At 55.7% G+C, this 22003-nt stretch carries 14 protein-coding genes; 6 read left to right on the forward strand and 8 right to left on the reverse strand.

The genetic code is table 11. From position 1 onward, the window contains the following. The first annotated feature begins 4 nt into the window (after positions 1-4). The 3 genes from ABD851_RS08970 to ABD851_RS08980 all read left to right on the forward strand — a co-directional run bounded on the left by ABD851_RS08970 (position 5) and on the right by ABD851_RS08980 (position 4366). Positions 5-1633 (forward strand): ABC-F family ATP-binding cassette domain-containing protein, encoded by a 1629-nt coding sequence (locus ABD851_RS08970; RefSeq protein ID WP_344978331.1) that lies wholly within the window; start codon positions 5-7, stop codon positions 1631-1633. Positions 1634-1676: 43 nt separating this feature from the next. Then, a complete protein-coding gene (locus ABD851_RS08975; protein WP_344978328.1) occupies positions 1677-2396 on the forward strand; it encodes a carboxypeptidase-like regulatory domain-containing protein in 720 nt (239 codons plus the stop codon). A 320-nt stretch (positions 2397-2716) separates the two neighbouring features. After that, positions 2717-4366, forward strand: coding sequence for a UxaA family hydrolase (locus tag ABD851_RS08980; protein WP_344978326.1), 1650 nt, complete (start codon positions 2717-2719; stop codon positions 4364-4366). Between the two features lie 3 nt (positions 4367-4369). Here the strand turns inward: ABD851_RS08980 and ABD851_RS08985 are convergent, their stop codons facing one another. Further along, a complete protein-coding gene (locus ABD851_RS08985; protein WP_344978324.1) occupies positions 4370-5455 on the reverse strand; it encodes a S1C family serine protease in 1086 nt (361 codons plus the stop codon). Positions 5456-5457: 2 nt separating this feature from the next. Next, the gene (locus ABD851_RS08990) at positions 5458-6045 is read right to left on the reverse strand and encodes an RNA polymerase sigma factor (protein WP_344978322.1); all 588 of its coding nucleotides are present in this window, start codon (positions 6043-6045) and stop codon (positions 5458-5460) included. A 150-nt stretch (positions 6046-6195) separates the two neighbouring features. Between ABD851_RS08990 and ABD851_RS08995 the strand changes: the two genes are divergently transcribed. Next, the gene (locus ABD851_RS08995; RefSeq protein ID WP_344978320.1) at positions 6196-6414 is read left to right on the forward strand and encodes a hypothetical protein; all 219 of its coding nucleotides are present in this window, start codon (positions 6196-6198) and stop codon (positions 6412-6414) included. Positions 6415-6566: 152 nt separating this feature from the next. On the opposite strand, the gene ABD851_RS09000 is transcribed toward ABD851_RS08995, so the two are convergent. Further along, on the reverse strand, positions 6567-9851 hold the full coding sequence (locus ABD851_RS09000) for a TonB-dependent receptor (protein WP_344978317.1): 3285 nt from the start codon (positions 9849-9851) through the stop codon (positions 6567-6569). 274 nt (positions 9852-10125) lie between these two features. Between ABD851_RS09000 and ABD851_RS09005 the strand changes: the two genes are divergently transcribed. Further along, positions 10126-11328: a bifunctional 3,4-dihydroxy-2-butanone-4-phosphate synthase/GTP cyclohydrolase II gene (locus ABD851_RS09005; RefSeq protein ID WP_344978315.1), complete on the forward strand. Its 1203-nt coding sequence runs from the start codon at positions 10126-10128 to the stop codon at positions 11326-11328. A gap of 21 nt (positions 11329-11349) precedes the next feature. Here the strand turns inward: ABD851_RS09005 and ABD851_RS09010 are convergent, their stop codons facing one another. The 5 genes from ABD851_RS09010 to ABD851_RS09030 all read right to left on the reverse strand — a co-directional run bounded on the left by ABD851_RS09010 (position 11350) and on the right by ABD851_RS09030 (position 21382). Continuing rightward, positions 11350-16152 (reverse strand): translocation/assembly module TamB domain-containing protein, encoded by a 4803-nt coding sequence (locus ABD851_RS09010; RefSeq protein WP_344978312.1) that lies wholly within the window; start codon positions 16150-16152, stop codon positions 11350-11352. A 267-nt stretch (positions 16153-16419) separates the two neighbouring features. Then, positions 16420-17910, reverse strand: a complete 1491-nt coding sequence (gene pyk, locus ABD851_RS09015) for a pyruvate kinase (RefSeq protein WP_344978310.1) — start codon at positions 17908-17910, stop codon at positions 16420-16422. Positions 17911-17985: 75 nt separating this feature from the next. After that, positions 17986-18969 (reverse strand): 6-phosphofructokinase, encoded by a 984-nt coding sequence (pfkA, locus tag ABD851_RS09020; RefSeq protein WP_344978308.1) that lies wholly within the window; start codon positions 18967-18969, stop codon positions 17986-17988. A 168-nt stretch (positions 18970-19137) separates the two neighbouring features. Further along, the gene (locus ABD851_RS09025) at positions 19138-19938 is read right to left on the reverse strand and encodes a (Fe-S)-binding protein (RefSeq protein ID WP_344978306.1); all 801 of its coding nucleotides are present in this window, start codon (positions 19936-19938) and stop codon (positions 19138-19140) included. Positions 19939-20074: 136 nt separating this feature from the next. After that, complete coding sequence (locus tag ABD851_RS09030) at positions 20075-21382, reverse strand: 4Fe-4S dicluster domain-containing protein (protein WP_344978303.1); 1308 nt, start codon at positions 21380-21382, stop codon at positions 20075-20077. A gap of 115 nt (positions 21383-21497) precedes the next feature. On the opposite strand from ABD851_RS09030, the gene ABD851_RS09035 reads away from it, so the two are divergent. Further along, positions 21498-21989 carry a phosphoribosyltransferase family protein gene (locus ABD851_RS09035; RefSeq protein WP_344978301.1) on the forward strand — a complete coding sequence of 164 codons (492 nt, stop codon included), beginning with the start codon at positions 21498-21500 and terminating at the stop codon, positions 21987-21989. Positions 21990-22003: the final 14 nt, after the last annotated feature.

Consider the following 22003-nt stretch of genomic DNA (forward strand, 5'->3'; position numbering starts at 1 on the left):
GGATATGATCAGTGTAAAAAACGTTACGCTTTCCTTCGGCAAACGGGTATTGTTCGAAGAGGTCAACCTTAACTTCACCAAAGGCAACTGCTACGGAGTGGTGGGGGCCAACGGCGCCGGCAAGTCTACATTTCTGAAGATACTCAGCGGCGTGGTGGAGCCCAACAAGGGTACCGTGGAGATCACCCCCGGCGAGCGGATGAGCGTGCTGAAGCAGGATCAGTTTGAATTTGATGAAATGCCTGTGCTGCAGACCGTGCTGATGGGCAACCAGCCCATGTGGAAGGTTATGCAGGAGCGGGACGCCATCTATGCCAAGCCCGATTTCTCCGAGGCCGACGGTATGCGGGCAGGGGAGCTGGAAGCGGCCTTTGGCGAAATGGGGGGATATACGGCCGAGAATGATGCGGCTGCCCTGCTGGGAAACCTCGGCGTGGAGGAAGGCCTGCACAACATCCTGATGAAAGAGCTGAGCGGCAACCTGAAGGTGCGGGTGCTGCTGGCACAGGCGCTCTTTGGTAATCCCGATATCCTGCTGCTCGACGAGCCGACGAACAATCTGGACGTAAGCACCATCGGCTGGCTGGAAAACTTCTTGGCGGATTATGAGAACATCGTGATCGTGGTGTCGCACGACCGCCATTTCCTGGACCAGGTCTGCACCCACATCGCCGATGTGGACCGCTCCCGGATCCGCATCTTCACCGGCAACTACACCTTCTGGTATGAGTCTTCCCAGCTGATGGCCCGGCAGCTGGCCGACCGCAATAAGAAGGTAGAGGAGAAGCGCGCCGCCCTGCAGGAGTTTATTGCCCGCTTCAGCGCCAATGCCTCCAAGAGCCGGCAGGCTACCTCCCGGAAAAAAGCGCTGGAGAAGCTCAACATCGAAGAGATCACCCCTTCTTACCGTAAATACCCCGGTATTATCTTCAAACAGCAGCGCGAGGTGGGCAATGCCATCCTCAACGTGGAGAAGCTGGAAAAATACCAGGACGAACATCCTCTTTTCAAAGACGTCAGCTTTTCGGTCAGCAAGGGGGACAAGATCGCCTTTATCAGCCGTAACCACCTTGCCCTGACCAGCTTTTTTGAGATCATCAACGGCCGGCAGGAGCCCGGCGGCGGCAAATACGAATGGGGAGGCACCGTTACCCGGGCCTACCTGCCCAATGACAATGCGCCTTACTTTACCGACGAAAGCCTCGACCTGATGGAATGGCTCCGACAGTATGTGCCTCCGCATGTGACAGACGTGGATGAGCCCTTTCTCCGCGGTTTCCTGGGCAAAATGCTGTTCAGCGGCGATGAGGTCCATAAAAGAACCGGCGTACTGAGCGGCGGGGAAAAGGTACGTTGCATGATCAGCCGGATGATGCTCCAGGACCCCAACGTGGTGATCCTTGATGAGCCCACCAACCATCTCGACCTGGAAAGCATACAGAGCTTTAACGATGCCATGATCGGGTTTAAGGGCATTGTGCTGCTCACCTCGCATGACCATACTTTTTTGCAGACTGTGGTAAACCGGGTGATAGAGCTGACCCCCGGCGGCATCATCGACCGCCTGTGCACCTTTGATGAATACCTGGCGGACGAGCGGGTAAAGGCGTTGCAGGAAGAGCTCTACCGGTAGCGCTCCTCAACCATTCCCGGGCAAAATTGTTATAAATGTAGCCGTGAGAATTTATGCATTTCTGATAGGAGCTCTTCTGCTTGGAGGGGTATGCCCGGTAGCCGCCCAGACGGTGCTGAGCGGCAGGGTGCTGGAGAAGGGCAGCGATCGCGTCCTCTATCCCGCCACCGTCTTTAATAAAACAGCGGGTACGCTGGGGATGACGGATCAGGGCGGCAATTATCATATCGTGGCACGGAAGGGCGACGAGGTATTTTTCTCCTACCTGGGTTATAAAACGGACAGCCTTACGATAAAAGGAACGGAAAGCGCTCCGACAGATATCTATCTGGAGGTCAGCAGCCAGGAGCTCCCCGAAGTGGAAATCGGCGGACTTACCGATTACCAGCGCGATTCGCTGCAGCGGCGCCAGCTTTTTCACGAATACCTGGATAAGCCGCCGGTGAAGCTGGTGGATAACGAACGGTCGCCCAAGAACAATGATGCCGGCTTCGGACTGGTGCTGCACCCCTTCACCCGGGCGGCGGAAAAAAAGAAGCGCCGTTTTCTGGAGCAATATGCAGTGTTTGAACAAAATGCGTTTATTGACAGCCGTTATACCGCCGATCTGGTCACCCGCCTCACCGGTCTCAGCGGAGACGCCTTGCATGCCTTTATGCAGGCCCGGAGACCTCCCTACGGGTTCGCCCGTATATCCTCCGATCTGGAATTTCAATCCTGGATAAAGCAGCAGTACGAAGATTATATCCGGAAAACCCGCTGACCCATCCTGTACCGTATCTTATCCTGCCGGGCCGGCGCAGTGCGGCAGCCCGGAGTATACGGGTGAAAATAAAATGTATAATTGATAATTTTCAATCAACATACGCCGCCCGGTTTTTTAAAATTTACCCAGGAAAACCGGTCTGCTTTTAAAATAAGCACAGGCATTAAATGAGCAGGGATACTTACGAAACGGATGCGCTAATATTTATGGCAGGGGAGCGCGCTGATGTGCGGGGTTTATATGGCTCATAGTTGATTTATGATAGGTCTCGATGCAGCTTTGCAGTCATCCGACCGTAAAAAAAACAAGATTAACGGATGAAAAGGGTATTACAGATACATCCGCGGGACAACGTACGGGTGGCCCTGGCCGATCTGAGGGCAGGGACGGAATTTGCGCTGGACGGCCAAAGCGTCCGCCTGGCGGCGGATATTCCGCAAAAGCACAAGTTTACCGTCCGGGCTCTTGCCCCGGGAGAGGATGTATATATGTACGGCGTATTGGTCGGGAAAACGGTGGAGGCCATCTCTGCCGGCGGGTTACTGACGGTGCACAACGTGCAGCATGCTGCACAGCATTACGGACGCCGGACCAAAACTTACCACTGGCAGCCTCCCGATATCAGCCGCTGGAAGGACCGCACCTTTATGGGATATCACCGCAGCGACGGGCAGGTAGGGACGCAGAACTACTGGCTGGTGATCCCTCTCGTCTTTTGTGAGAACAGGAACATACAGATCATCCGGGATGCCTTCCTGAAAGAGCTGGGATATGCCCAGCCGGATATCTACCGGATGCAGGTACGTGAAATGGCTGCCGCCTGGCAGGATGCCCATGATCCGGAGGCGATCCGGAAGATGACCTTTGCCGATAACCGGGCATCGTACGGCCGTAACCGTTTGTTCCCGGGCGTGGATGGCATTAAATTTCTCGTTCATGAAGGCGGATGCGGCGGTACCCGGGAAGATGCCAACAATCTCTGCGGTCTGCTGGCAGGCTATTCCGTACACCCCAATGTGGCCGGCATCACGGTGCTGAGCCTGGGATGCCAGCATGCCCAGTTCGATATCCTGAAAGCGCAGATCGCCAAGAGGAGCCCGCATTTTGACAAGCCGCTTTTGTTTTTTGAGCAGCAGGCGTGGGGAAGCGAGTTTGCCATGATCAGCGAAGCGATACGGCAGACTTTTCTCGGCCTTGCCGTGATAAACGAGCAGCAGCGTAAGCCTGCGCCGCTCAGCAAGCTTACGGTGGGGGTAAAATGCGGCGGCTCGGACGGCTTTAGCGGCATCTCGGCCAACCCTGCTGTCGGCCATTGCGCCGACCTGCTGGTGGCCCTGGGAGCCCGGGTGGTGATGGCCGAGTTTCCCGAGCTCTGCGGCGTAGAGCAGGAGCTGATCGACCGTTGTGTAAACGACGATATCGCCGCACGTTTTTCCCGGCTGATGACGGCTTATGCGCACCGTGCGGAAGCGGTTGGGTCGGGGTTTGATAAAAATCCTTCGCCGGGAAATATCCGGGACGGGCTGATTACCGACGCCATTAAATCGGCCGGGGCAGCGCGAAAAGGGGGTACTTCCCCGGTAACGGATGTGCTGGATTACCCCGAATATGCCGTCAGGCCGGGGCTGAATCTGCTCTGCACGCCAGGCAACGATGTGGAAGCCACAACCGGTATGGGAGGGGCAGGCTGTACCCTGCAATTGTTTACCACAGGTCTCGGAACACCCACCGGCAATCCCGTATCGCCCATGGTGAAGATCGCCACCAACCATGCCCTCGCCCGGCGGATGCCGGATATCATCGACATCGATACGGGAGGTATTATCTCCGGTGAACAAACAGTGGAAGAAGCAGGCATCGCCATCCTCGAATACCTGATCGGGGTAGCGGGAGGGGAGCATATTACCCGCGCCATGGCCCTGGGGCAGGATGATTTTATCCCCTGGAAAAGAGGCGTATCCCTGTAAGCGTTAGTTATAGACCTTTACCAGAAACATGTAATCTTCCAGCTTCTTGATCTGGTCCACCCGGCTGAGGCGGAGAGAATTGGTGCTCCTGTGCAGGATGCTGCATTTGCGGTTCATCGCCGGGATGCTGTCGATCAGGCTTTTCAGGTAATGCGATTTGATGGCGAAAGCGATATCGTTGGCCGAGGTCTGCTTGCCGCTGACGATTCCCAGGATATTGCCGCGATCATCTATGAGGGGTCCCCCGCTGTTGCCGGGGTTTACGGTGAGGGCGATCTGATAGGCGCAGGTATCTCCCTCGAAGCCGGTTTCCGCACTGATATAGCCTTTACCGTAAACCATATCGTCTTTCGGGAAGCCCAGCGTAAAGACGTCTTCGCCGATATCTGCGCTGCGGGCGGCCAGGGTATAAGGGAGGGCGGGAAGCATAAACGCGGAATCTTCCACCTTCAGCACCGCCAGGTCGCTTACCGGATCCTGGTAGACGATGTTGGCCTTATAGGCTTCCCCTTTATTATTCTGCACATACACGGAATCGGCATTGCGGATCACATGGCGGTTGGTGGTAATATAGCCGTCGGAGGATATGGCAAAGCCGGTGCCGCCGAAGGAACCGGGATCGGCGGGCGGGCGGGTATGGGAAGAATTGAAGTCCTTCATCAGGGCGGTCTGGGACTTTTTGATATTGTCGATCTCACGGCGCAGGATCATATAGGTGCTGCCGGAATCGTTGCTGAAGCCGCCGGTGATCCAAAGCGCGGCGGTGGCTACCAGCACTGCCACCGCTGCGGCAATACCGGTCATGCGCCATGCCTGGCGTGAAAGCTGGAAGATGTTGTTTTTCCCTTTTTCGGAGCGCATGCCGGAGTGGGCGGTGATTTTTTCCTCTGCTGCATGCAGCTTCTGTATAAAAGCCTTCCGGTCTGCATGGTCCTGCAGCATACTGCGGAAAGCAGCCTGTTCATGGAATTCCTTTTCCACGTCGCCATTGTCACGGCGCAGGGCTTCGAAGGCCCGTTCTTCCGCTTCGTTCATCTGACCGTTCAGATAGCGGTCTATTTTATGCAGCAAATGAGTTAGGTCGTTCATCACTATTCCTCCTGCTGGGTATTATATTGTGAAAAGAAGATTTTTTTCAGACGCATCAGACATTTATACTTCTGGTTTTTGGCATTGTCGGTATTGGTATACCCATATCTCTCCATGATCTCCTGCATAGAGGATTTCCGCAGATAATAATCCTCCAGCAGCGTGCGGCAGGGCTCTCCCAGCGCCACCAGGGCTTCGTTCATGATCTCGAACTGCCGGTCCGCCTCTTCATGTTTGAGGAGCGCCTCCTCCACAGGCACCTGCTCTTCCATCGTCTCGGTCAGCCGTACCTGGCGCTGATCCTGGTGAAGCCGCTTCAGCCAGAGGTGGCGGCATACCGCATACAGGTAAGTCTTGAGGCGGCTGTGCAGCTCAAAGGTCGGATCGGCTGCTTTATCATAGAGGACGATGAGCGCTTCCTGAAAAATATCTTTGGCATCATCTTCCGTTCCGCTGTTGCTGACCACCAGATGCCGGGCCACGGGGTAATAATCCTTATACAGTGACTCCACAGCATCTTCATCCTGCTGCATCATGTTTCTCAGCAGCAACCGGTCCTCAGCAAGCCCGCCCTTTACGTCCTTATTCACTTATTTAATACACTTTAAAGATAATGGTAACCCAAAATAACCGAAAAAATTTTTTACAAAGATGGGTTACCTTTTCCCAATTTACGTATAAACTGGTATAGAATTTGAAAATTACTTATTTCCAAATCTTAAACGTAAAAACAAAGTATCATGAAAAATCTGATCAAAGTCGGTCTGTTTGCTATGGCTTTTGGCCTGTTTGCAACCGCATGTAACCAAGGCACCGGTACCGGTGACAATCAGGACTCTTCCGCCATTGAAAATGCCGCCCCTGAAGAAACTGCTCCGATGGATCAGCAGGCTCCTGCAGACCAGGCTCCCGCTACCGATTCCAGCGCAGCTGCACCGGATACTTCCGCTGCTCAGTAATATTTAAGGCTGAAAAGATAAAAAGCGTCCCCCCTCAGGCGGGACGTTTTTTTTTGCCGGTAACCGACGCTGATGGTCTAAAGAAAACGGCCCGTACGCGTGTACAGGCCGTTTTTTTGTGCTATCCGGGGTTTTCGTATTCGGTGCCTTTCTTATTCAAAAGTATAGCGCAGTCCGATCTGGCCCTGCCAGCGGGAGCTTTGCAGCCCGATATCGTCGATATTGGCCACGGTTTTGTATTGCGATTTGGCGGGCGTATCCTTATAGTTGAAGGTAGGGGTGGTGCCGTCTGCTTCGAAACCGGCGAAATCCACCAGCCCGTAATTGCCGTAGCTCATGCCGGCATAGTTGGTATATATCCGACCCCATTTTTTGTTGATCAGGTTCCCCAGGTTGAACACATCAAAGGTCACCTCCAGGGTATGGCGTTTCCCGTTTTGCTGATCCATAAAGAATTCCTGGGCGAAGTGCAGGTCCAGGATACTGGTGAAGGGGGTGCGGGCGGCAAATTTTTCCGCATACTGACCCCGGCGATCGCTGAGGTATTTGTTTTTCTCAATAAACTTGTTCAGGGCTTCCCATTGCTCATCGACGCTATGCACGGTCCCGTTATTGTCGGTATAGGGTACGAGGTTGATATCATTGCGGTCTTTGGGGATATACATGATATTCAGGCTGGTGCCGTAGTCTCCGTCCATGGTAACGCTTTGGTTCTTGGCGGCATTGTAGTATCCGTAGGAGAACGGTGCGCCGGACTGGCCGTTATAGAACAGCGAAAGGGTGGTGGCAAAGTGTTTAGCGTATGCCTTCCGGTAGGAAACAGCGGCTACCACGCGGGAGCCCAGGTTATAGATGGAGTAGGAGAGGTTTACATCGTTCTTGCCGTTGATATTCGGTACCCGCCACTGAGAGCTGTTTTGCGATGACTGTCCGTCGTTCATGGATTTCGAGCTGCCATAGGTGTATCCCACGCTGGCAAAGAAGCCGTTGTCAAACGATTTCTGCAGCTGCAGGCTGATGTTGTACGCGTAACCTTTGTTTGTATTGGTGACGTACATGATATCGGTATAGTGCTGCAGCACTCCGGTGCCGACATCCTGCCAGATCGTGCGGTGGTCGCCGCTTTCACCGGTCAGCGTCTTGCCGCTGGGGTTGTACCGCAGATTGTAGTACAGGACGTTATTGAGGTTTTTGGTGTAGATGCCTTCGAGGGTGCCCACGATACCCCAGGGCAGCTTCCGGTCTACAGCGAGGCTTGCTTTCAGCACCTGGGGCAGCTTAAAGTCGCGGTCCAGCATGTCTACCTCGCCAGAAGGAGCGGCAGTAACGGTGGGCTGCTGCTGCCAATCGGGAATGAATTGGATGGGATCCCCGTTGTTGTCGGTATTTTGCCAGGAGATGCCGCCGAGGGTAACGCCATTGGTATTGTAGGGACTGCCCAGCCATACATAAGGGATGCGGCTGGTAAAGATGCCTACCCCGCCCCGCAGCTGGGTGGTCTTGTCTCCGTCTGCATCCCAGTTGAACGAGATGCGGGGAGAAAGCAGCGGAACCGCCTTGAAGGCTTCCCCGGTGCGGGCGTTGACCGCTTTGCCGTCCGGCAGCTTCAGCTTGGGAAGGACGTTTTCATTGAAATCTTTGTTTTCGGCGGGCTGATCCAGCATGATGGGCATGTCCGCCCGCAGACCGAAGGTCAGCTTAAAACGTTCGCTGAGCTGGTAGTCGTCCTGTGCATACAGTCCCAGCTGCAGGGCCTTGAACTCGGCGGCGGCCTTGGTGTTGTCGCCCGTCTTGTTGTCCAGCGCAGAGAAGGTGCGGTTATAGGCCGTAGCCGGCCGGTCGTTCAGGAAGTCGTCGAGATTGGCAAAGGTATAGGATCCGTAGTTCTGACGGATAAAGACGTTGTACATGTTGTAGTACTCGTTGTGCGTACCCAGGGTAATGGTATGTTTGCCCTGGTAAAGCTGTACGTTATCCGTAAGGGTGATGACGTCCTGTTTCAGCAGGTTGGCCGTAGAAAATTCCTCACTGCCGAAGTATACGCCTTCTTTCTGGATGCCGACATGGGGAAATTCTTTTCCCATAGGCTTCCGGTCGTCCCGCACGATGTTGACACCCACGAGCAGATCGTTGGAGACCTTGTTGTTAAAGAGGCTTTTCAGCTCGGCGGTAGTAGCGTTTGTGGTGGAAGGAAAGGCGATGCCTTCGTTGGCGAAGGCAATGCTGCTGGCGCTGGAGTTGGCGGGGCTGATGCTGTTGCCGTGTGTATATTGGTGACGGATGGTAAATTTATGCTTGTCGCTGATGTTCCAGTCGATACGGGCAAACAGCTTGGTACCGTCCAGGGACTCGGTATTGCTTTCGTAGCCGCCCGGATCATAGCCGTATCCCTTTAGCTTGGCGATCAACTGCGCGAGATCATCCTGACTGGCAGCATCCGCCCCTTTGCCGTCGGCATAGGTGGTGTAGGTGAACGGCTGAGGCGTTTCTCTCCGGTCGATCTCCACATTGGCAAAGAAAAACAGCTTGTCCTTTACAATAGGCCCGCCGAGCCGCAGCCCATAAGTTTTGGAGCTGAAGGGAGCAAACTTCTCCGGCTTCTCGTCGGGGTTGTCTGTCGGTTTCTTGCCGGCCAGGTCCTCATTCCGGAAAAGATAATAGGCAGATCCCTGGAAATCATTGGTGCCCGAACGGGTCACCGCATCGATAGCGCCTCCGGCGAAACCGCCCTGCTTTACATCGTAAGGGGTGACATTTATAGTGATCTGGTCGATGATATCCATGCCGAAGGGAGAGATGCCGATCTGTCCGCCGTTGGCCCCGTTGCCGGCCAGCCCGAACACGTCGTTCTGGATGGCGCCGTCTACCGTGATGGCATTATAGCGGCTGTTCATGCCGGCAATGGATACGCCCGGGTTACCGCCGCCGTCTTTGGTGATCTGGGCCTGCGGGGTCATGCGTACGAAATCGGTATAGTTCCGTCCCACGGTAGGCAGGGCTTCGAGTTGCTGCCGGCTGAGGGTGGTGCTGACGCCGGTATGGTTACCGTCAAAGAGATTATTACGGTCGGCCCTCACTTCCACTTCGCCGAGGGTAGCGCTTTTTTCGGTCAGCTTGACATTGAACCGCGAGGTCTGACCCAGGGTGAGGTTGATGCCTTCTTCCTTGTATTCATTATAGCCCAGAAAGGTAACGTTGAGCGTGTACGGTCCGCCCACGTTCATATTGGGCAGATTGTAAAAACCCGAGGCATCGGTGACGGTGCCGTAGCGGGTGCCGGTAGGGCCGTGAACAGCTACTACCGTAGCGCCGGGGAGACCGGAGCCGTCACCGCCGGTGACCCTGCCGTTGATGGCAGACGTGGTTACCTGGGCGGAGGCGGTAATCATACAGGAAAGGAGGGAAAAAACGAATAGTAGAATTCTTAGCGATTTCATAAAAGTGCAGTTTATTCCGATACAAAGAACGGAAATATTCGGGCACGACCCCCGCGTGAAAAATTAACAAATTATGAACTGCGGGGTTTGGGGGCGGGGTCATGGGTCGGTAGTCATGGACCGCCTGGGATTTTTATGCATAAAATGCGCATTTTCAGCAAGAGAGCCTTTTACTCTTTACCTTTTGGCTTTCACCTTACTGTGAACCAAACCAATAGCCCGGATTGTTATACCTTTGCTTCGGCTTACAGGAGGCCGTTTTAACTTTAACGATATGTTGGATACTATAGAAGCTGCGATAGCGGATATTAAGCTGGGAAAGCTGGTGATTGTGGTGGACGATGAAAATCGCGAAAATGAGGGCGATTTTGTCACCGCTGCGCGGAATGTGACCCCGGAAATCATCAATTTTATGTCGCACCACGGCCGGGGACTGATCTGTGCTCCCCTTTCCGAGGATATCTGCGACCATCTCGGGTTGGATATGATGGTGGGCAGGAATACCGCCCTCCACCAGACGCCTTTTACCGTATCGGTGGATTTGCTGGGGCATGGCTGCACTACGGGTATTTCGGCGCACGACCGCGCCAAGACCGTGCTGTCGCTGGTGGACCCGGATACCCGGCCGGACGACCTGGCCCGTCCCGGGCACATCTTCCCGCTGCGCGCCCGGAAAGAAGGCGTGCTGCGCCGTACCGGTCATACGGAGGCCACGATCGATCTGGCCCGCCTGGCGGGTTTTGAGCCGGCCGGCGTGCTGGTGGAGATCATGAACGAGGACGGTACCATGGCCCGCCTTCCCGAGCTCCGGGAGATCGCACGGAAATTCGATCTGAAGCTGATCGCCATCCGCGACCTCATCGCCTACCGGATGCAGAAGGAGACCCAGATCGCGGAAGAGGTCCGGGTACAGATGCCCACCCAGTATGGCAATTTTGAGCTTATTGCTTTCCGCCAGCTCAATACCGGCGAAGTCCATATGGCGTTGAAGAAGGGCAACTGGGAGGAAGGGGAGCCGGTGCTGCTGCGGGTGCATTCTTCCTGCTTTACGGGAGATATCCTGCATTCCCTGCGTTGCGACTGCGGGGAGCAGCTGCATGCCGCCATGGAGATGGTGGAGCAGGAAGGCAAGGGACTGGTGCTGTATATGAACCAGGAAGGACGCGGTATCGGCCTGATCAATAAACTAAAAGCTTACAAGCTGCAGGAGCAGGGAAAAGATACCGTCGAGGCCAACCTGGAGCTCGGCTTCCGGATGGACGAACGCGATTACGGCATCGGGGCCCAGATACTCCGTTACCTGGGCATCACCAAGATACGGCTGATGACGAACAACCCGAAAAAGCGGGCGGGTCTGAGCGGTTACGGGCTGGAAATCGTGGAGAATGTGCCTATAGAAGTATGTCCCAATCCGCATAATGCCTTTTACCTGCAGACCAAACGGGACAAGATGGGGCACGAGATCCTGAAGGGATAGCCGGTTTATTCTTCTGCGTCTTTATTGGGCGGCGGCGGTATCCGCCGGAGGCGCCTGCTGCGTGCCCGGCAGACTGTCCTTGAAGAGGATAGGCGATGTCCGGAGGCCGCCCGGGGGCTTGGTCGAGGGTTGCAGACTGTCCGGCCGTGCGGCCTGCCGGATACTGTCGATATGCGAAGTATCTTCCTGCATGGCTTTTTCCTGCAGCTCCCGGAAACGCTGCGCACGTATAGAATCCTGGTACCGCTGTTCCCTGCGGGAGACAAAAAATTCATCCAGCGCATCAAATTCCCGGCGATAGGCCATGCCCACCCCATTGCGGGTAAGACTCTGGTTGCGCAGCACGTCGTAGTTGTTCCGGCTGAAGGCGAAGAACCGGAAATGCCCATCGGGGGAAATGAGATATTCCAGGCGGAAATCCCCGGCGAAATAGCTGTTGGAGCCGATCTGGTTATTGGCGGTATTGTTATATCGTCCCCAGTCGATAGAAGGCCCTACTTCCACCCTTACCCGGTTGTTAAAAAAGCTTTTTCCTACGTTCAGCTGTACGTCGTTACGCTGGAGCGGATCGCCCTGTTCCCCGCCGGCAGTGCCGGAGTAAGTGTTGTAGTTGAAGTTGAGGTCCACGCCGGCGTTCCGGAGCTGGCGTCCGAAGACGTTGTTCAGCACGCCGTTCAGCTGTGAGGATACCCACATGCCGGCATTGCTGAGCCCGCCGGCGCGGAGCACCCCCCCGCTGGTAGCCGAGGCCGAAGGAATAAACTGCCCCGCGAAAAGAAGGCCCGTAACCTGGGTCAGCAGGTCGTTGGGGTTTTGCCGGATCTGCACCAGCTTGGCAGTGGCAAAGACGCTGGTGCTGATACCCGATTCGGGCAGCTGGATATCGTAGGTGATGTCGGGTTTTTTCAGGGATCCTTTCAGATTGAGCAGCACATCCACTTTTTCGCGCTGGCGGTCCTGCGGAGTGGGGTTGATGGTGCTGCCGCTGACTTCCATGTCGGCCGCGATCAGGTCATACAGGGTAGCGCCGCCCGGCACATGATATACGGCGGTAATGTTGACATTGGCGTCGGAGGGATCTCCGCTCCAGGTGATGGTACCGCCTTCGTTGATCTGGAATTTGCGGTTCAGCAGGTTGTGAAAGGAGAAGTTGTAGAAACCGCTTTCGATCACATAATTGCCGTAGAGGCTGAAGTCGCCCCCCACCCGTACGTTCATCTGCAGGGAGCCGTTGCCGCGGGCGCTGATGCGGTCGCCGCTGTTGGGATCCACGATCACATCAATGGTAGCGTTCGGGTTCATGACGGCGTTCAGGTGAACGGTGAGGTTGGTCTTTACGGCATTGCCGGACTGGGTGCTTTTCATTTCCTTGCCCAGCTGCTGGAAAATGATAAAATCATGCTTGCCGATATCCTTTGCATCGGAGAGCGGCAGGTAAAGATGGGTGTTTTTCTGCGGCGCCACGGTAACATCCATCTGCATATTGTTCAGCGGGCCATAGAAATGCAGGCGGCCGGAGGCAAATACCTGTCCGTAGTAAAGGGGATTGTCCTTTTCGGTGGTGTTGAGAAAGCGAAAGTTGCTTCCGAGCACGCTGAAATCGAAGCGCAGGTTTTTGAAATGCTGGTGGGTGGCTTTTCCGGTCAGCACGGCGGTATGCCCCATGTCGTCGTGCAGGGTAAGCGAGCCGGCGTCTATGGCGTTGTCGGTAAAGGTGATGGTTTCGTTGGTAAAGCGGTAGTAGGTGCCCAGGTAGTTTACCTTAAGCCGCACGCTGTCCATTCGCACCTTGCCCAATAGCAGCGGGCTTTCGGTATTGCCGCCCAGCGACAGCTGTCCCGTACCGGTGCCGCTGAACTCGCTGACATAGTCGCCCAGGAAGGATCCCAGCAGGCTGATATCGGTATGGTTCAGGTTGAACTCTCCTTTTAGCTGCTTGTTATCCGCCGTAAGCCCGACCAGGCCTTTCATGGAGAAGTTACGGGCCGGGTCGTCCTGTTTTTCCACGCTCCATTCGAGCTCGCCTTTTTCTTTGTCATAAGCGGCGCGGGTCTCGAGCAAACCGATAGAGTCGTTGTTGATCCGGAAGCGGTCGGCTTTCAGTCCCCCGCTGATCTGCAGCTTGTTGAGCGGGTCCAGCACGCGAAACTGCCCGTTGACGGTGCCTTCCAGCCGGTTGTCGCCGCTGAAGAAGCGGGTGAAATCCCGGATATTGACCTGCTGCACATTGACCAGAAAAGCAGGGGCTGCGCCCGAATCGGTCTTTTCGGAGCTGAGGCTGATCTTCTGATCGTTGTGAAAGATGTTGAAGTTGCTGACGCTGACGGATCTTTTTTGCAGGATGATCTCGTTGTCTGAGGGGATATGCCAGTCCTTGTTGTTGATCAGCAGCTCGGAGTTCAGGATGCTCACCTTGTATCCGTCTTCCGGGGTGATCAGGCGGGCATAGATATCCGCATTGTTCCCGGAGGTGTTGGATTTTGTCCTGAAGTTGATATAAGAAGTATCTGCATGGGATACGGTCCTGATCCGCGCATTGGGGAGAAACAGGCTGTCACCCACATATACCCCCTGCATGGTGGTGGTGAGGCCCAGCATGCTGTCGGTTCCGCGTCCGCTGATTTCAATGTCTTTGAACAGGTAGCGATCGTACCCGAAAGAAGGAACGGAGGCGGTCAGCGTCAGCGAATCGCTGCCGGTATTGATATTACCGCGGATATAGCTGTCGTTAAGGCCGCTGAAGCGGCCGGATACGGCCTGCAGCATCTTTTCCACCTTCCCCAGGGAGAGGGTGAAGGAAAAGTTTTCCGGGAGGAGGGGACCTTCCGGTTTTTTTATCTTATGGGGAAAATAACGGTTCAGCAGGGAGCCCACGGCATCGGGAAGATGCTGGATATTGAACCGGCCCCGGAGGGTGCCGGCTATTTCATTACCGGCAAGGGTAAGCTGTTTTTCACCGTTCACGACGTCGGAGTGCAGGGAGAGCGAATCGATTTCCACGCGGTTGCTGTTCTTGTACAGCGAGATTTCACGCAGCCGTGCCGTACCCAGGAAGTTGTCGATATTGTTGCCGGTGAAGTCCAGGTTCAGCCTGCCGCTGAAGGTAACCGTGTCGCGCGTGAGGTGGAGGGCATACAGGTTGCTGCGGTTGATGAGAGAGCGGAAGTTGAAGATGGGCAGGCTGTCATTGAAATCGATGGCGCCCTCGAAATTCAAGTCCAGGTTGGGATCGGCCACAGCAAGGGAGCCGTTGAAAAGCTTCCGGTTAAAGGTACCGGCCGTGCTGATGCCTTCGTAGGTATAATCGTTGAGCTCCAGCTGGCTGATATTGGCGTCGACCCGGGCATTCAGGGTATTAAAGTCGAACCCCTGTCCGTCCAGCTTGGCATTGAAGCTGGCGGCGCCCGCCCGGGCGATGTGGAAGAGCTTGCCGACATCGAACCGGTCGGCCGACAGGTTCCCGGAATAGACCACGGCCCTGTTATTTTTCCCGAATTTCATGTTCAGGTCCGATTGCAGGTTGCCCAGGTTGGTGTTGAATTTTCCGTAAGCCACGAAATCGTGAATAAAGCCGGTAAAGTTGCCTTCAAAACGTATGGAGCTGAGCAGGGAAGGGTCGATGGTCTGCTGTTCCTGTACTGCGGAAAAAAAGCGTTGTATATCGGGGCCGTTGGTGAGCAGCTCGTCGGCATGGAAGTCGATAAAGGTTTCGTTGATGTCGGGAAGTCCCCGCATTTTTATCCGGCCCCGGAGACGGGAATCGCCGGAACGGATCTCTGAGAAGGTGCCGCTGAGGTTCTCCACCGTGCCGTCCGCATTGCCGTTTACGGTAAAATCCTTTTTCCAGGTAGAAAGCGCCGGGGCGAAATAAGCGATATCGTCGGAGGAGATCACGGAGTTTTTGATGTTGGCCCGCATGATCACGCTGCTCACATAATCGCTCATATCGCTGAAATCGCTGAAGTTCATGCTGTAGTAATCCCTGAGACGGCTGCGGTTGGTACGGAGATCCAGGTCGGCAAATTCCATCTGTACGGGCGACAGCTTGAAGCGGGATTTCAGCTGATCGATGCGGAGGCCGCAGCGTTCCTTTGCCGAGAGGCTGACGCCGGTGATGATGGAGTCGTCCCGCAAGTGGAGGTCGTCGAAGCTGGCGTTGATATCATATACGGCAATATGGGCCGGGTCGAAACCGCTGTTCAGCTTCGGCTGTTCTTTTTTGATGAGGGCAAAAGCCCCCTTTGCCAGTTCCAGCTTGTCTACGCGGATATCCCAGTGGTCCGGGTTCCAGCGCAGGGCGCCGGAGCTGTCGGCCTCAGGCGCAGTGCCGGGGGAAGCAGCTGCTGCGGGACGGGGAGGCCGGGAACCGGTATAGTCTGCGATCACGAAGACCGGGTGGTCCAGCTTCAGGGTATGGATCAGCAGGCGGTGCTTCCGCAGATCGAGGCTGCGGGCATCGAGCTGCAGGGTGCCGATATCGGCGAACATGTCCTGGCCGAGCCAGGCATCGGTTTTGTTCAGCCGTACGTTTTCCAGGCTGAGGCGGCGCAGGGCCAGGTTGGGAGGCGGCTGGCTGCCGCTGGTATCCGGGGAGGCAAATACGTCGAGCAGGAACTGGTAATTCCAGGTGGAATCGCCTTTATGGCGGCGCAGGTTGACAACGGCATCCTTCAGGTATATCCGGCGGAAGTCGGTTTTCGCTTTCAGGAAAAAGAAGTCGTTTACGGCTACTTCCAGCCGGCCCGCATACAAAAGCGTATCTTTATGTCTGTCTTCAAGGTAAGCCCCGTCGAGGGAGAGACGGTCGAAAAGCCGTAGGCTCACATGCCGGATACTGACGCGGGTATGCAGGGTACGGGAGAGACGGTTGGTAGCCTCCCGGACCAGGAAGTTCTGAACGGGGGGGATATTGATCAGTACCGTGGCCAGCAGCAGTAGTCCCAGTATGGAAAAAAGGACAATGGATATTATTTTGAGGGTTCTTTTCAGGCGGCCGCTGGTTTTGGGATATGATTTTACGATACAAAAGTAACCAATCGCAAAATCTTTACCAATGTTGCGGGGAGTTGCGGCGCAGGGAAATATTAGTTGTTATTCCACCCGGGTGACCTTGATCATATTGGTCTGCATGTGCTTCTGGACGGGTATGCTGCCGGTGTTGACCACCACATCGTCTTCCTGCAGAAAGCCGCGTTCCTTCAGGATTTCGATCTGGTCAAAAATAATGGCGTCTACGCTTTCCTCTTCCGCATAGTAAAAGGCCCGTACCCCCCAGCTCAGGCTGAGCTGGTTCACCAGGCTCTGTACCTTGGTAAAGATGTAGAGCGGCGCCTTCGGACGGTAGCTGCTCAGCATAAAGGCGGTATAGCCGCTTTGGGTCATGCCGATCAGCGCGTCGGAATTGACATCCTCGGCGATGCGGCAGGCATTGTAGCAGAGCGCATCGCTGATAAAGGAAGGGGAATGCTGTTTGGGCGTGAGGTTACGGTTGTAGATGATGTCCTCTTTCTCCACCTCTTCGATGATCTTGGTCATGGTTTCGATCACCAAGGTAGGGTGCTGCCCCATGGCGGTTTCACCACTGAGCATGACGGCGTCGGCGCCCTCCAGCACGGCATTGGCCACATCGGTGATCTCGCTCCGGTTCGGCTTGGTGCGCTCCATCATGCTTTCCATCATCTGGGTAGCCACGATCACCGGCTTGGCGCGGTGGATGCATTTGCGAATGATGCTTTTCTGGATCATGGGTATCTGCTCCACGGGCAGCTCCACGCCCAGGTCGCCCCGCGCGATCATGATGCCGTCCGATTCGAGGATGATCTCGCGGATATTGGTGATGGCCTCGGGCTTTTCGATCTTGGCGATGATCTTGATATCGCTTTTGTTTTCTTCGAGGCGGGCCCGCAACCCTACGATGTCGTTCACGTTCCGCACAAAAGAGAGGGCTACCCAGTCCACTTTCTGAGCGATGGCGAAGTCCAGGTCCTTGATGTCCTTTTCGGTCATGGCCGGCAGGGATATCCGCGTATCCGGCAGGTTGACGCCCTTGTTGGAGGAAAGGATGCCGCCGATGGTCACCATTACCTTCACCTCGTTGTTCGGCGTAACTTCTTTTACCAGCACTTCTATCTTGCCGTCGTCGATCAGGATCTTGTTCCCGATCTTCACATCATTATGCAGATTGGGGTAGGATACATATATCTTTTCCTTGGTGCCGGTGCATTTTTCGTTGGTAAACGTAAGGATGTCCCCCGGCGCTACGGGCAGGGCGTTGTTTTCGATGAGGCCCACCCGCAGCTTGGGTCCCTGCAGGTCGGCCAGGATGGCTACGTTGTAAGGCTCCGTATGGTTGATCTTCCGAATATGCCCGATCACTTCCAGTTTGTCTTCGTAAGTGCCGTGGGAGAAGTTGAGCCGGAAGACGTTCACTCCGGCCTGCACCAGCGACAGCAGCTGGTCGTACCTGCTGGAGGCCGGGCCGACGGTGGCCACGATTTTTGTTTTGTGGGCTGAGTGAGAACGTCCGGCGGCATGGTTCATGCTTTTGTCGACGTACTTGGAAAGATCGCGTGATTTCGTCATAATCTAATAAGGTATGTTTATACTACGTATGATCTTAAGGCGGCAGCCCGTTGCAGGGTGCGGCGGGGCCATCGATCAGCTGGCCAGTATGCGGTAAAGACCGAACCATTCTTCCCCGATCTGCTCGGTGGTCTTGATGGCCTGTTCGAAAGGGGTGTACCGCACCTCGTTGTTGATGACACCCGCCATATGGCTCTGGTATTTACCTTCCAGGAGGGCTTTTACGGCCGCATAGCCCAGACGGCTGGCAATGATGCGGTCCATGCAGGAGGGGGAGCCGCCGCGCTGGATATGCCCCAGGATGCAGACGCGGGTGTCGAAGCTGGGGATTTCCCTCCGGACCACTTCCGCCATCTCGGTGGCGCTTCCGTGGGGACAGCCTTCCGCCACCACGATGATGTTCACCAGCTTCTTCCGCCGTTCGTTATCCTGCAGCGCCGCTACGATGTTTTCGATATCCGAAGGACGTTCGGGTACCATAATATGCTCTGCGCCCGTGGCAAGACCGCTGTACAGGGCGATGTATCCCGCATCGCGCCCCATGACCTCGACGATAAAAAGACGATCGTGCGCATCTGCCGTATCCCTGATCTTGTCAATGGCGCTGATGGCGGTGTTGGCCGCCGTATCGAAACCGATGGTAAAGTCGGTGCCGGAAATGTCTTTGTCGATGGTGCCGGGGAGCCCGATGCAGGGAATGCCGAATTCCTGGCTGAAAACGTGGGCGCCTTTGAAGGAGCCGTCGCCGCCGATCACCACCAGGCCGTCCACGCCGCGTTTCTTCAGGTTCTCGTAGGCTTTTTTCCGCCCTTCGGGGGTGAAGAATTCTTTGCTGCGGGCGGTTTTGAGGATCGTTCCCCCGCGTTGTATGATATTGGCTACCGATTTGGAGTCCATGGGCACGATATCGTCCTGGATCATGCCCCTGTAGCCATACATAACCCCGAAAACATTCAGCTTGTGATAAATACCTGTTCGCACGACCGCCCTGATGGCGGCATTCATACCGGGAGCGTCACCTCCGGAAGTTAGTACCGCGATGTTTTTTACTTTTTTCACTTGAACCTGTTTGTCTTTTTGAGGGACACGGGTTCGTCTTGCACATCCCCGTTGGTCCGCCAGCCTGTTTTCTCCGTGTCCATTGCCGTGGCACAAGGCCTTTGATGCCCTGCGGGCCGGCTTACCCTTCTTCCCGGAAGGCACAAAAGTACAGTTTTGGAACCGGATTTATGCAAATAAATTGGGGTCGTCTTCCAGGCTTTGCACCACCAGTTCGGCGATGTCGAGCACTTCTGCCTGCTCTTCCCTGTTTTCGGTCTTTATGCCGTCGCTGAGCATGGTCATGCAGAAGGGACAGGCGGAGGCAATAACGGCGGCCCCGGTGCTCACGGCCTGCCGGACCCGGAGCTGGCTGACCCGGAGCTTGCCTTTTTCCTCTTCCTTAAATGCCTGTCCGCCGCCGGCGCCGCAGCACAGGCCCCGGCTGCGGCAGCTTTTCATCTCGGCCAGCTCCGCATCCAGGGCTTTCAGTACCTGTCTGGGGGCTTCGTAGACATCATTGGCCCTTCCCAGGTAGCAGGAGTCGTGATAGGTGATCTTTTTCCCCCGGAAAACGCCGCCCTCCTTCAGCCGGATCTTGCCCTGGTCGATCAGCTGCTGCAGGAACACGCTATGATGGATCACCTCGTAGGAACCGCCCAGCGCGGGATATTCATTTTTTAAGGTGTTAAAGCAATGCGGACAGGCCGTGACAATTTTTTTTATATGATAGCTGTCGAGCGTCTGTATGTTCTGCTGGGCCATCAGCTGGAAGAGCAGCTCATTGCCCGCGCGGCGGGCGGGGTCGCCGGTGCAGTTTTCTTCTTTCCCCAAAACGGCAAAGCGGATGCCGGCCTTTTTCAGGATGGCGGCGAAGGCCCGGGTGATCCGCTGGGCGCGCTGGTCGAAGCTGCCGGCGCAGCCTACCCAGAAAAGCACTTCGGGGGATTCGCCCGCGGCGGCCATTTCAGCCATTGTCTTTACAGGCATAGGGTCGATTTGATAATTTGGTGATTTGATAATTTGATGATTTATTTCATCATAGTTTTAAATGTTTTGGGGTGGCTTCATCCTCAAATTGGCACATTGTTACATCACCAAATCAGCACATCAGCACATCACCAAATCAGTTTATCCACTGCTCCCGTTCATCGGGGCTGAACTTCCAGGGGGCCCTGTTGTTCTCAATGTTCCCGAACATGTCGTTCCAGGCTGCCGGGGCCCGGGATTCCTCCATGACCAGGTAACGCCGCAGCTGCAGGATGATATCCAGCGGGTCGAGACCGATGGGGCATTCTTTTACGCAGGCGCTGCAGGAGGTGCAGGCATTCAGCTCTTCGGCGCTGATATAGCCGTCGAGGAGCAGCTTTTCCTGATCCTGAGGCGGGCTGGCGTCCCGACTTGTCTTTCCCAGCGTTTCGAGCCGGTCCCGGGTATCCATCATGATCTTACGGGGAGATAGCCGCTTCCCGGTCTGGCTGGCCGGACATGCTGCCGTGCAGCGCCCGCATTCGGTGCAGCTGTAGGCATCCATCAGGTTTTTCCGGCTTAGGTCGGCAACGTCGCGCGCCCCGAATTTTGCGGGCAGGGCGTCGCTTGCGCTGTCCGCCGCGGCGGAGGGGTCCAGCATCAGCTTTACCTCCCGCTGTACCGCCGGCATATTGGTCATCTCGCCGGAAGGCGTCAGCCGCTTGTAATAGGCCGCCGGGAAAGCCAGGATGATGTGCAGGTGCTTGGAATAAGGCAGGTAGTTCAGGAAGGCCAGCACCCCCGCAATATGCAGCCACCAGCAGGTCCGCTCCAGGGCCCGGAGGGCGGAGGCAGACCACCCGCCGAACAGGGTGGCGAGCAGACCGCTCACCGGAAAAGTGCCGGTCCGCAATCCGGGGTTTGTGGTTCGTTGTGCGGCCTGGTCGGCGGCATTCATGGTCAGGAAGAGCAGCATCAGCACGATCTCGGCAAGCAAGATAATGTTGGCGTCCGATCTGGGCCAGCGGGTCATTTCGGGGCTGTGAAAGCGACGGATCCGAAGGATGTTCCGCCGGGCCAGGAAGAAGACGCATCCCAGGATGACCAGCACCGCCAGTATTTCAAAAAAACCGATCAGCAGAACATAGCTGCCGCCCATCGGGACCATAAAAAGCCGGTGGGTGCCCAGGATACCGTCGAGCACGATCTCCAGTATCTCGATGTTGATGATGAGGAAGCCGGCATATACCAGCAGGTGCAGCACGGCGGGTATCCATTTCCGGAACATCTTTTTCTGCCCCAGGGCCAGCAGCAGCACATTACGCCAGCGCTGCCGCTCCGATCCGGAGCGCATCGTGCTGCTGCCCAGGAATATATTGCGCCTGATTTCCCGCACTTTCCGGACAAACAGATAAACGGCGACGGTCAGTAGAAGGATAAACGCAACTTGCTGTAGGAGAGGCATGGTCTGTGTTTACCGGGCTAATTTACATGAATTGTCCATTGAGCCCAAAAAACCAGGTACCCGATGCCGGTATATAACGATGGCGTTATACCGGAAAATGTATAATATTGCGGCTATGCAGACAATTATCCTGGACGAGGAAAAAATCCGGTGGAAGGTCCGCCGGATGGCTTATGAAATTTATGAGCGGAACAGCGACAAATCCGAGATCATACTGGCCGGTATTCCGGACCGCGGAACGGTGCTGGCCGGCATGCTGGCCGCCGTGCTGCAGGAGATCGCCGGCTTCCGCATCCGGACCGTTGCCCTGGAGCTGGACAAGGACCGTCCGCTGGATGTAAAGGTGGTGCCGGCGACGGACTTCGACGGCACGGCCGTAGTGGTGGTGGATGACGTAGCCAACTCGGGACGTACCCTGCTGTATGCCATGAAGCCGCTGCTGGAAAAGCTGCCCGAGAAAATACAGACGGCGGTGCTGGTGGACCGCATGCATAAATCATTTCCCGTACTGGTGGATTATATCGGGTATTCGCTTTCCACCACGTTGCAGGAGCATATCTCTGTGGATATCCGGGACGGCTGCATCCGGACGGTTTACCTGGCATGAGCCGGTACCCTGCG

This window comes from Compostibacter hankyongensis, assembly GCF_039541075.1.
GTDB lineage: Bacteria > Bacteroidota > Bacteroidia > Chitinophagales > Chitinophagaceae > Compostibacter > Compostibacter hankyongensis.